We start from the raw sequence: 12188 nt of genomic DNA on the forward strand, positions 1-12188 counted from the left end.
ACGTCAAGACCCCAGGACGCCCTCGAAGTAACCGAGTCGAGGGTCATCGGGGGTGCCGACGAGGAGGGCGCGGTCGAGCAGGATGTTGTTGTGCTCGCAACTCGTCTCCGGCAGCATCACGCAGGCGTGGCAGGCCGCCAGGTTGATTCCGCCGGCGCCGGACGCCTCGGTTTCCATGCAGAGCGGGTCCGACGAGCACCACTCGGCACGGCGGACGGCCGAACGCACCGTACGGCCGAGAGTCTCCGGTTCACCTTGGGCGACCAGACCGCCAAGGCTGCCCGCCGAGTCGCTCGTCGCCGTGTAGACGAGCACCCCGGCCATGTCGTCGGCGGCGTACAGGCGCTCGCGCAGAGCCGCGGCCGGGTAGCCCGCCTCCAGGCTCCACTCGTTGACGAGGACGTGGGCGAGCGTGTGCAGGAGCACCATGCGAGGGGTTGCCGGGGAGGGTACGACCTTGCTCGGGTCATCGGCCCGCTGTGCGAGAACCCGCTGGTGGGCGGCACGCATCCGCTCGACGCGGGCTGCCACCGCCACGCTTTTCTCCCAGGCGCCGAGTCGGTCCTCGTCCAATCGGAGGAAGACGCCCTCGCCCCGCACCTCCATGGCCGGGAGCCAGCGCAGGCGACGTTCCGACAGGGGCATCTCCGTGGAGTCGGTCGTCGACTCGGCGTCGACGAGCCGGGTGAAGGCCTTCAGGGCGCGCACCTCGCGAAGCTTCTTGACCAGCATCGGGCCGGTGACGCCGAGCGGGTCGAGCACGCTCCGGCTGCCCAGCGGGGCCTCGCAGACGAACTGCTCGTCGTGGGAGTGCTCGCTCTCCTCGTTGCCCGCGCGGAGACTCTCGTACTCTTTGTTGCGCAGTGCGAGGTAGCGGTGGTCGAAGGTGGGAGCCGACTCGCCGTCCGGGTCCTCCTCGCGCTCCGCGTCGAGGAGTGCCATCACCTCGTCCAGGGGCACCGGACACTTGCCCTTGAAGGCACCCTTGAGATAGATCTCGACTTGCTCGCGTCCGTCGTACTCGCGGAGTGCTGCCCAGTGTTCGGCAAGCGGATCCGACCGGCCGTCGCTCCACGGCGGGATGGAGAGAGCCGACTTCAGCACCGGCTGCCACAATGCCGACGAACCTCGCTGAAGTGTGCGCAGAGCTCGTCCGCACTCCTGAGCCGGGAGAGACGCACCGAGCCACGGGCGGGTTCCCTGGCATCTGAGACCCAGGTCCTTGAGCGCGTTCCTGCGGAAGGAGCCTTCCATCGAGACCTCGGGAACCTGGCCACAGGAGCAGGAGACGAGAATGGAGCGGAGCGAGGACGTGCGCCCGGACGTTCGCATCTTGAGCCTCCCACCGCACTGTGCCGCCCCCGCTGCACCTCGGTCCGTGGAGCGGTGCAACCACTGCCGGTATGGGAACTCGTCGAGGTGCCCGGCCTCGCAGGCAACGACGAAGCGAGAAGGGACCAGGTCGACCTCGCACGTGCCGCAGACGCTTCGCCCGGCAGGTGGGTTGAAGTCGCGGTGCCGTTGGAGGTCTTTGCAGTCGGGGCAGGAGTGCATCAAGGGGAATCTTCGGACGCGGAGGCCGTCCTTGCTGGTGTCATCGGAAGCGGGCGGCAGCCGGAAGGAATCGACGTCGAGCACTCGTGCCAGGCGCCGTTCGTGGATCCTTGGTGACTCGTCACGGCTCCAGCTCTGCTCAGCCCCGTCGAGTCCCGAGACGATGAAGGACTCGTGGTCGACCGCGATGAGCGACCCGACGCCGTAGGTGGTGATCACCTGGGCGCGGCGGACTGCACCACGTCGCGGAAGGTTGTGGGCGGGTGCGGTGCCGGATGCGCCGGCGCGTTGACGGCGGGCGGGGGGCGGAGTCATCGGGTTCCCTCCATGAACAGGGCGGTCTCGGCGTCCACGTCGCGCAGGCTCCACAGAGTGGGCCATGCTTCGGCGTCCTGTGATTCGTCGTCGTACGCCTTCAGGAGCGATGGGGTGCGCTTGCCCCTCTGCGGCTCGAACAGCAGGCCGCTGTGGATCTCGGCCTCGTCACACCACCACTCGACGAACTCGTCGAAGGCCTGCGACACGGTGTCGATCTCCTCCCCGGCAACTGCCTCCACGCGTTCCAGGAGGATCGATTTGATGCGTCCCCGAAGTACGTGTTCGTACGACTCGACCCGGCCGGCGCCCTCGTTGGGTCGAGCGGTGGGGATCATGATGCGGGCGAGGGCGACGATCACCGCGTGCAGGCCCCGGTCGCGGGCCCGGGCGGAGAACGGGGTGACGGAAGTGGACTCGACCTCGCGGTACAGGGCGGAGTGGAAATGCTGGAAGCTCTCGTAGTGGGAGCGGTCACGGGATCGGGTCGAGTTGAACATGACCGCGACCAGACCGGGGTGCGCGCGGCCGACCCGGCTGGTGGCCTGGATGTACTCGGCGGTCGTCTGCGGCTGGCCCATCACGGCCATGAGACCGAGGCGCTCCACGTCCACGCCGACCGCGATCATGTTGGTGGCCAGCAGGACGTCCACGGTGTCATCGCCGGGAAGACGCCTTTCGATGCCCTTGAGGCGGCTGGGAATCTCGCTGGCGTCGACACGACTCGTCAGCTCCGAGTAGTTGGCGACCGAGCGGACTTCCACCTGCTCGCGCTCGGCCAACATCTCCAGATAGGCCACCACGTCGTCATGGACCTGGAGCTCGGCCGCGGACAACAGCCGGAGGCTGTTGAAGTAGCCGACCAGACTCCAGTACGCGTCGCGCACCTCGTCCTCCGTCTTCGCCTGCTTGGCCCGGTGCAGCAGGGTGGCGTACGTGCGGATCAGGAGGGTGGACTGGCTGGTGCCCGGGGCCAGGAGGCCGACGTAGCGACGGCTCGCCTTTTCCTCGCGCGGCGTCTCCACGGCGAACCACGAGTCGCGGGCATCCAGCCCGGCGGGTGGGAACTGTCGCACTTCGCGGGCGAAGAGATGGCGCCCCTGATCGGCGGCACGACGGATGGTCGCCGTGGAGGCGATCACCTTGGGCCGGTCGGCGAGTGCGTCCACGGCGGTCTCGTAGAGACCTGTGAGCGTACCCAGCGGGCCGGAGATCAAGTGGAGCTCGTCCTGGACGATCAGCTCCGGGGGCGGCGTGCCGCCCTCCGGGGCGTCGTCGCGGTTGAAGAGGGCTGAGGTCGCCGGGCGCCATGGCATCGACGCGAACTTGTCGACGGTGGCGATCACCAGGGTCGGTCGTGCGGCGTACACCACCTCATCGATCAGATGGACGGGCAGGCCGTCGGTGAAGTCGCAGTCCACGCCGGGGCAGCGGACGTGCATCCGCTTGGCGTCCTCATCGATCTCGTAGTTCCGCGCGTCGAGGCGGGTCCCGCACCAGGGGCAGGCGTGCAGCTGGACGGGATTCTCGGTGGCGAGCCGCTTGTCGAGATTCCTTAGCAACTCATCAAGCTTTCGGCCCGCCACAGCCAGCGTGTTGGGGGTGGCCGAACGGCCCACCCACATGCCGACGGAGAACGCCTCTTGGCCCAACTCTGGCATCCGGCGGCGCATGCGCTCCATGGCACAGAGCAGGATCGCGGCGCGCTCGAACTGTTGGAGGGTGAGCAGCCGCAGTGTGTAGCGCATGAGGACGGTGACGCCGCCCCCGTCCGCGCCCTTGCGGATCCGACGCAGGAACGACGTGAAGGCGATCAGCCCGAGGTAAGCCTCCGTCTTGCCACCACCGGTGGGAAACCACAGCAGGTCGGAGATCCGCCGGTCTCGGTGCTCGTGGTCGTCGATGCCGGCCAGGCAGAGCAGCACGAACGCGATCTGAAAGGGGCGCCAGTGGCCGGCGGTCGGATCGGGGGCTCCGATCCGGCCGTCCTTCACCCACTTGCTGCGGGCACGCTGGTCTGCCATGGCGCGGTTCGCGAGGCGGAACGCGTGCATCAGATCGGGCTTGGTCCGCAGCAGCTCAATCCCCTCACGGATGCGATGGAGCGCCTCGCCGCAGGCTTTCACCTGCTCCCGCGCGGGCTTCTCGTGAGGGCTGCCCGTCAGAGCCTCTGCCTCGGCCGACTTGCTGTCGATCCAGTGCTTGTAACCCGTGGCTAGATGTTCCAGAGCGGCCAGCACCTCGGCGTCGGACTGCTCGGCCAGCCCGAGCATGGACAGCGCCGAACTGTCGATCTCCGGATTGGAGTCGGTGAGCAGCACCTCCACGGTTGGTACGAACTGGCTCCGGACCTCGGGGACGGCGGGCGTTTGCGTCTCGGTCATACCGACCGGCTGGGGGGTCCAGTCCCACTCGGCGGCGCATCCGTGACCGACGGCGAACGTCGGGGCATGGCGGTGCAGCAACCGACTCGTGGCGATCTCCGGGTCATGGGCGGCGGCCGGGGCCGGACGTTCTACGAAGGCGGTCGAGCCGTCGGCGGCCCGTACTGTCAGACCGCACTGGAACAGGGAGAAGGCGTCCTGAAGATCCCGCTCGCCGACTTTCTGCCCATTGATCAGTGTGACCGTGACCGTGACCGTGTTGTTGACGGGATCGACGGGCCGGACGTTGACATGCAGTGATGCCTCCGGGGTGAGCTCGATCGTCTTCTTCGGGTCCGATCGGGTCACGTCAATGTGCTGGTCGGGGAAGGAGAGTTCCCTGCGTCGCCACAGCTCGCGCTGATCGGCGGTGGTGCGGGCCTCGGCGCGGCGAGCCGGGACGGGATTGCCGTCGGCGTCGGTGGGTACGTAGGCAGCTGCGCGCGCGGAGACCACGATCACCCTGCTTATGGTCGGGCGGACCGCGAAGGTGAGACCCATCGAGGAAGGACGCCTGTCCCCTGAAGCACCCACCTCCTGCGCGGTGCCGGACTCCTCGACCTCTTCCCGGGTGAGCAAAGGAGGGGCGTCCAGGCCTTCCTGCTCCGCCGCGTCCTCGTCCTTCCGTTCCTTCGCGGCCCGGTCCGCCGCACGTGGATAGAGCACGCCGGCCAGATAGCGGTCGATCGGGGCGTCCCGGGTGAGTACCTCGTCCCGATCATCCGGCACGGCCTCCGGTGCGGGGCCGAGGAGTTCGCGGCGGAGCCCCACCAGCAGCTCCTCGTCCCGGACCCGGTAGTGCTCGGAGTGGGGACCTGCCACCTGCTTCATGCGCGCTGCTCCTCATAGTCGTCGGCTCGCCGGTACCGGCCGATGCCGGTGATCCGCGGGGCGATCCACACGCCGCGCTCACCGAGTCCGGCGTTCGTGCCGGCGGCGGCGCTGCCCGTCACGGTCTCCAGGGTGTCGATCCGCAGGTCATGGATCTCGTCGGGCCACCAGGGGTCCCAGGCACGGTTGACCTTCTGTACCTGGAAAAGATCCTCACGGAACCGCTGCGAGGCCTCCCCGATCTCCTTGCCTTCGTGGATCAGGGCGTACGGCGGGCTCTCGCTCTCGCCCATCGGCAGGTCGTGGCGCTTGCGGAACAGCACCTCCTGGCCGGGCCGCACCCGCTCCAGCAGATGCGCCTGGGTGGTGACGGCATCGGTCCGGTGGCCGGGCGGGTCGTTCCGGCAGACGTCGCTCGGCTCGGCGACGATCCCGTATCTGTCGTAGGACCGCCACGACCCCAGGTAACGGCGGCCGTTGCGCCGGTTTCCCGCCCGCTTGAAGTGCGGCAGTTCGGGAGGGGCCACGTGATAGAGATCCTGGCGAGCCCGCGTCATGGCCACGTACAAGGTGCGGGCTTCGGCGGGAAGGTCCAACTCGTCCCGATGCTGCTTGTGGAGCTCGGCCGGGGTCGGTGGCGTCAGGACGATCACCCGGTCGAACTCCAGACCCTTCGCCCGGTGCACCGTAGAGACGACGATGCGTGCGGTCTCCGGATCAGCCGCTTCATCCGGAAACCTGCCGCCGGCGACCGCCCGGCGCAGCCGGTCCAGATCGAGGAACCCGCGGCCCGCTCCGCGCGCGACCCTACGCAGCACCGTCCACAGGGCGGTGGGGTCGGGTTCGTAGGCAAACGGGATGTCCGAGAGGAGCGTACGGAACCGGTCCTCGGTGAGGCCGGTCGCCTCTGTACGACGCAGCAGCTCAGCCACCCAGTACGGCACGGGACGCTCCTCCAGCGGGCGCCGTATCCGGTGGTCGATGCCGTGCCGGTGCAGCAGTGCGGAGATCACGAGGGCCTGCTGGTTGTCACGGGTGAGGACGGCGCAGGTGTCGGAGAGGTCCCGCAGGCCTTCCAGAGTGAACTCGTCATCGAGATCACCCATGCCGTTCGCCGGATCCAGCAGGAGATCCCGCAATGCGTCGTAGAGTCGATCGGCCTCGTCCGGTTCGGTCACCTGCTGGAGAAGAGGGCCGTACGCCAACGCGATCCCGGCCTCGGCCGTGGTGGCCCGGAAGTTCCTTGTGAGACGCAGCTCCACCAGGTCGTCGGGGTAGGAACAGCGCAGCCAGTCGAAGAACCGACCGGTCTCGTCGGTTCGTTCGCCCGGGTCCTTGATCTGGAAGCCGTAAACGGACTGGGCGGCGTCCCCGACGACAGTGAAGCCGCAGCCGTCCTGGTACCGGTCGAGGAGCGTCTCCACCAGCTCACGGCGCCCACCCAGCAGGTCTTGCACCTCGTCGATCACGACATGGGCCGGTGGCACCGCGTCGCCGACCTCCAGCGCGCCCTTTTCGATCGCGAGGGTTGCGGCGGCGATCCGCTCGTCGAAGCCGACCGCACCCCATTCGCCATCCGGATGTGCCTGAAGGAGCACCTCGTAGGCCCACGCGTCGAAGGTACGGGCACGTACCCGGTGCGCCCGTTCCCCGTGTCGAGAGATCCGTTCGCGCAGTTCTCGAGCCGCCGCTCGGGAGAAGGTGAGTACCAGGATCTCGGCGGCTTCCAGCGCTTGGTCGTGGTCCTCGTCACTGCACAGCGCGTCGAGCCGGCGAACCAGGGTGTGGGTCTTTCCGGCGCCGGGGCCGGCCGTGACCAGTACCCGGGCATCCCAGGGCTGCTCGACCACGGCCAGCTGCTCGTCGGTGAGCGGAGGGCTGTCCTGGTAGATGTCGGTCACTTCCGGCTCCAGAGGTGCTCGAACTGAGTGAAGGCGAGGTTGGTGTCGAAGTTGGCGACGTTGTCGCTGACGTTGAGAACCAGGCAGCTGTCCTTGCCGCCGTTCCGCGGTCCGCGCAGTCCGCGTCCGATCATCTGCTGGTACACGTTGGTGCTGTAGACCGGCCGCGCCACGACCACGGTACGAGTGGCAGGTGCGTCGAACCCCTGGGTGAGCACACCGTAGTTGGTGAGTACCCGGATACGACCACTTCGGAAATTCTCGATGCGAGTGCGACGGTCGTGCGCACTGGTCGTAGAGTCCACGGCAGCGGACGGAACACCGCGGTCGTTGAGCATGGCCGCCAAATACTTGGCGTGATCCACCGAGGTGGCGAAGAGCAGCGTCGGCCAATCGTCCGGCAGATCGGCCACGCAGTCGACGATGCGCCGACTGCGCGCGTGATCGTCGGCGAGTCGCTGTTCGGCGGAGCGGGAGAGCACGGCCATGCGATCGGCGTGTGTCTTCTCGTCCTGGGTGAGTTCGATTCGGCCGCCCTCAAGGGTGCGGTGTTCGACTTGGGCGAGCATGCCCCAGTCCTGGAGATCGCGATAAGGATCGCCCGACGGGAAAACGCCTTCGTCGAGTCGCCGATTGCCGAAGCGTCGGACCAGGCGCCGGGTCTCCTCCTCGTTGGTGTTCCGGAACGGTGTGGCGGTCAGGCCGAGTAGATGCCGGCCCGTCTCGTACTGGGTGAGTCCCAACTGCGCGAGGATCTCCGTGTACCGCTTGGAGATGGCGGTGTGCGCCTCGTCCACGATCACCAGAGCGGCCTGGCGCAGCCAGGCGTACTGATCGGTGGCCAGGCACCGTTCCAACTTGGCGTCGGTGGCGACCACCAGGTGCGGGTGGTCGATGACGTCCCCCACCTCGTTGGTGCTCCACAGCCGGCTGATGGTGAGCGGGCGGTCGGCGCCGACCTTGCTCCAGACGAATTTCCAGCTCTGGACTGCCTGCTCGCACAACTCCTCGGTCTGTGCGATCCACAGGAGTGGCCCCTTGAGGTCGCCGACTCGCTTCACCCAGCGGATCACGGCCTCGGCGGTGACCCGGGTCTTGCCGGCGCCGGTCGGCAGCGACAGCATGCCGCGTTGGGGCGCCAGTCGGTCGAGCATGGTGGAGATGTTCCGAACCAGGTCCTCCTGGTACTCGTGGAGGCTCGGGAAATCCCGAGGGCCCTCTACGGTCTCGAAGGAGGGCGGAGACGGAGCCCGCGAACCGGCGAACGCGACCGGCAGCCTCAGATCCGAAACGAACGCGATGGCCGCGGACGAACCTCCGTAGGCCACCGGAGCATTGGGGAATCGCCCCTGGATGTCCCTGGCGTGCTGCTGCAACACACCGTCACCGTGCGCGTTGAACGCCATCTGCGCGATCCGGCGCCCGGTCGGCTCCACACCATCGGTCGAATGCAGTTCGGCCTCCATCAATCCCTCGGGAAGGCCGGTGCGAAGTGCATCGGCACCGATCAGCAACTCGATCTTTGCCACCACGTCCGTGGACTCGCGCACGGCCTTCTGCGCCGCCTTCAACTCGCTGTCCCGTTCCATACGGTCCTGGTGCTCGAGCACCGCTCGGCACCCGGCGGCACCGAGGCCCAAGCTAAGTTCGCGGTCGATCAGGCGCAGCATCGGTTCCGGGGCCAGAGGGACTCGAAGCTTGACGGTGCTGTCCTGTCGTACGGCGTCCAGGGGGGAGGTGCGCGTGCCCTTGGGCGTACGGGTGACCTCTTCCAGCTCGCTGCACCGTTGCACCATGCTGTTCCGGTTTCCGCTGTTCAGACGCTGCCGCAGGGCAGGGAACAGCTCGACCAGCGGCACGGGGTCGCCCATCGGTACTTCACGGGTCTCCAGGCTGATCACGTCGGCGTAGCGGAGCATGCCCCACTTCTCGATCATCAGCTCGGCGTCGTCGGCGGTCGGCACGAGCAGCGCCGGGAGTTGCTCGGCGCGCAGCGCTTGGTACTGAGCGGTCCCGACGGCGACGGTGATCTCGCTGTCGGGCCGGGCTTCCCAGGCGTCGCCGATCCGGCACCGGGTCAGGGAGTCCTCGGGGAAGTCCGCGCCGAAACGGGTCAGCATCACGTAGGTGGCGCCGACGAAGGAGTCGTCCGCGCTTCGGGTCACCTCGTCGAGGAGTGCGTCCCAGCGGTCGGCGGGGACCTCGTCGACGGTGGTCGGGAGCCGCAGCCTGCGTGCCTTCTCTGGGGAGATGTCTGCGACCGGCAGTACATCCCGGTAGCCGGCGAGCTGGGGGCCGACGGCCTCTTTGACCGGCTTGATCCCATGGGAGGTGGCGACCGTGCCGAACTTCCGCAGCATCCACCGGATCGGCGAGGGCACGGGCTGTCGCGTGTTGGTCTGTGCGCCGATCTGGCGCGTCCAGTTGTCCACCACGGCGTCGTCGGGCAGCACCTTCAGGAAGGCGGCACGGGATTCCTCGGACAGGGCACGGAAGAGGTGGAGGGGGCCGCCGATCGCGGCCCCCTCGACCTTCATCCGGCTCAGCGCGGGGCGCGGAGCGCGACTGTCCAGACCGCGCAGGTAGGCGGCGTGGAGGGCTTCGCGGTACTCCACGAACCACGCTTCGTCCTCCTGGGGCCGGACCCCACCGGACGGCCGTTCCCGCAGGCCGACCTGGGAGAAGAACGGGGTGTCGTCGGAGTGGAAGGCCATGTCGACAGCGATGCCGGGGTCGCGCTTCGCATCGACCACGGCACCGGGCAGCATGCAGTCTTCAATGGGCCGGAACCGACCGTCGGCGGTCCGCACCCGGAGCGCCAAGCGTGGAGTGGGTACCTTCTCCAGGACTTTGTGGGCCAGCCGACGCACCCCCGCCTGACGGAACAGCTCCCAGAACCGCTCCCAGTCCGAGTCGCCGTAGTGATCGAAGCCCTGATCGAGAACGCTGGCGAACCGGCCCTCGACATCGGCCTCCCGAATGCCCAGGACGTTGAGCACGTGAGCCAGCGACGGGTCTTGGGCGAGCTCGTCGACCACGTACACCAGGGTTTCGCGTAGTCCGCCCTGGCCGGCACGGCGGAAGACCTTGCCTGGAACGGGTGCGACGAGACCGTGCTCCTCCGTGAGCACGATGTGGGCCTTACGGGCCTCTTCGGCACAGGGAGAGCGGTCCTCGATCATTTCCGCGAGGATGCGAACGGCCACTGCCGACGCCTCGGCGGTGCCGCTCTTGACCAGAGCCTCCAGCCATTCCCGGACATCCGTCCGCTCATGCCCGGACGCAGCGATGATGTGCTCGACCTTTCCGGAGCGCAGGGCGTCGGCCTCGGCACTCGGGTGAAGCCAATTCGAGGGGCGCCCGGGGGACTCGTGCCACATCCGGAGCCACCTGGACAGTTTTCTGAAGTCCTTGTCGAGGCGCGGGTGGATCCTCAGAGTCGTAGGGATGCGCAGGACGCCGTCCTGATCGGGCAACGCAGGACGGTCCGCCGTGCGGGCCCAGATCTCTCGGGTCAGGAACTCGTCGGCCCAGCTGATCGCCTCCTTGCTTCGGCCGGGCAGCAGGGGGAGATAGGCGGCGGGGTCCTCATCGGGTGCAAGCGCGGGGAGGGAGTCGACGACCAGCTTTGCCGACATCCGGATCATCTCCTGGTTGAAGGGAGAGGAATCGAGGAGGTTCTGGCGGTCCTCGTTCGTCTTCCAGGCGCCGTTGAGGATGCCGCTCAACGACATCTCGTACTTGGTCGGGAAGAAGGACCAGAACTTGCCGCGCCCGCGTGATCGGGGGCTGACGTACAGACCGCTCTCCGTGTCCTTCTCCAGGGCGGGGACGCCCCAGGCGAGGTTGAGCGAGAGCCGGTCGTGCAGTTCGCCGGCGTCCGCTCGGGCACTGGGACCGGGTTCGTGGGTGGTGGTGAACACGCGCCATCGGTCGGTGGCGACGGGCTTGCCGGTTCGCTCCTCGATCAAGGTGTGCAGGTCGCCGGTCCGCTGGGCGGTCAGTGTCCGACGAGCCATGGGCCGTGGCCGGCGGTCCTCCAGCACGACTTTGGCGACGTGTGGCGAGAAGAGCTGGAAGCCGACCGGGAATTCTTCGCGGGGCTCGCCGTGGTCCTTGCCACGCCCACCGTGCATGTCCCGGCCCAGCCGGTCGTCAGCCTTCGGGAGCAGGGGCAGACGAACGACGGTGGTGGCCCAGTTCAGCAGCTCGTTGAGGACGTGATCGGAAGCGCGCTCGGCCTGCACGTCCAAAGGCCGGGCCATCCGCAGCACGGGGGCGTCGAACTCGGAGCCGTAGCGCGCCGTCACGCCTGGCACGGCCCTGATCTGCTCGTATGACCAGGCGCGGTCGAATCCGAAACTTCCGGTGCTGCTGAAGAATTCCGGCGCGTCGGTCACCACGAGAACCGATTTGACACCCACTCCGAAACGACCGATCTGGCCGCCACGCTTCTTGGACATACTCATCCGAAGAATTGTCTCTGCGCCTTCCGGCGTGACCGGTGCACCCTCGTTCGCGCAGTACAGGTGGGTTCCCGTGAGGATGACGCAAATTCGCCCACTCGTCTCGTCGACCATTTCATCCGCCGCGTTCTGAACGAGCTCGAAAAGCTGCCGATCACCATATCCGCCCTGGGTGATACGGCGCTCTCCATTGGCGTGCTCGGTCACGAGGCCGGGGTCCACGGCGTAAGTCTGCAGGACACGCGAGGACTGTTCGAGAACGGTTTGAACGACCGAAGAGGACGGTGGCGGCACTGCTTCTGCGCTCCTGAGTAGCAAGGATCCGGACGAAAGAGCGAACACGGGCCGGCCGGCCCGTGTTCGCCGTGGCACTGGACGTTGTTTTCCACAGTGCCTGCGTGAAGCGGGGGGTTGACGGCGAAGGCGCCGTTTGTTGCGAGACCGAGACTTCAGCCTCGTGACGTGCTGGATCAGACCGAGGGAGCGGTCTCGTCCGGAGCGTCAGGCAGGTCCTGGGCCACCTTCGCCAGAACGGGGAACCTGTAGGCGAAAGTCACCTCGGACAGGCCGTTTTCGTGGAGAATCCACAGAACCGCGCCCTTGCTTCGAGCCGTCTTGATTGCCATCTCGAACGCACTCGACTCCCGAAACGAGTCCAGTGATTCACTGTCCTGCTCATTCATCTGGTCCACCCCTGT

Annotated in this window: 5 protein-coding genes; all 5 read right to left on the bottom strand. The window is 67.6% G+C overall.

Going from position 1 to position 12188, the window contains the following annotated elements; translation table 11 throughout:
- Window positions 1-3: 3 nt before the first annotated feature.
- The 5 genes from drmB to ACS04_RS00345 all read right to left on the bottom strand — a co-directional run bounded on the left by drmB (window position 4) and on the right by ACS04_RS00345 (window position 12173).
- Entirely contained in the window at window positions 4-1869 is a 1866-nt protein-coding gene (gene drmB / locus ACS04_RS00325; RefSeq protein WP_048474391.1) for a DUF1998 domain-containing protein, read from the bottom strand.
- The gene (locus ACS04_RS00330; RefSeq protein ID WP_048474392.1) at window positions 1866-5123 is read right to left on the bottom strand and encodes a helicase-related protein; all 3258 of its coding nucleotides are present in this window, start codon (window positions 5121-5123) and stop codon (window positions 1866-1868) included. Before ACS04_RS00330 ends, drmB begins: the two co-directional genes overlap by 4 nt.
- Window positions 5120-7024 carry a UvrD-helicase domain-containing protein gene (locus ACS04_RS00335; protein ID WP_048474393.1) on the bottom strand — a complete coding sequence of 635 codons (1905 nt, stop codon included), beginning with the start codon at window positions 7022-7024 and terminating at the stop codon, window positions 5120-5122. The genes ACS04_RS00330 and ACS04_RS00335 overlap by 4 nt, the downstream gene beginning before the upstream one ends.
- Window positions 7021-11784, bottom strand: coding sequence for a DEAD/DEAH box helicase family protein (locus tag ACS04_RS00340; protein WP_048474394.1), 4764 nt, complete (start codon window positions 11782-11784; stop codon window positions 7021-7023). The genes ACS04_RS00335 and ACS04_RS00340 overlap by 4 nt, the downstream gene beginning before the upstream one ends.
- Before the next feature lie 176 nt (window positions 11785-11960).
- Window positions 11961-12173 (bottom strand): hypothetical protein, encoded by a 213-nt coding sequence (locus tag ACS04_RS00345; RefSeq protein WP_158977142.1) that lies wholly within the window; start codon window positions 12171-12173, stop codon window positions 11961-11963.
- Between the last annotated feature and the right edge of the window lie 15 nt (window positions 12174-12188).

Origin of the sequence: Streptomyces roseus, assembly GCF_001044425.1 — a bacterium.
GTDB lineage: Bacteria > Actinomycetota > Actinomycetes > Streptomycetales > Streptomycetaceae > Streptomyces > Streptomyces roseus.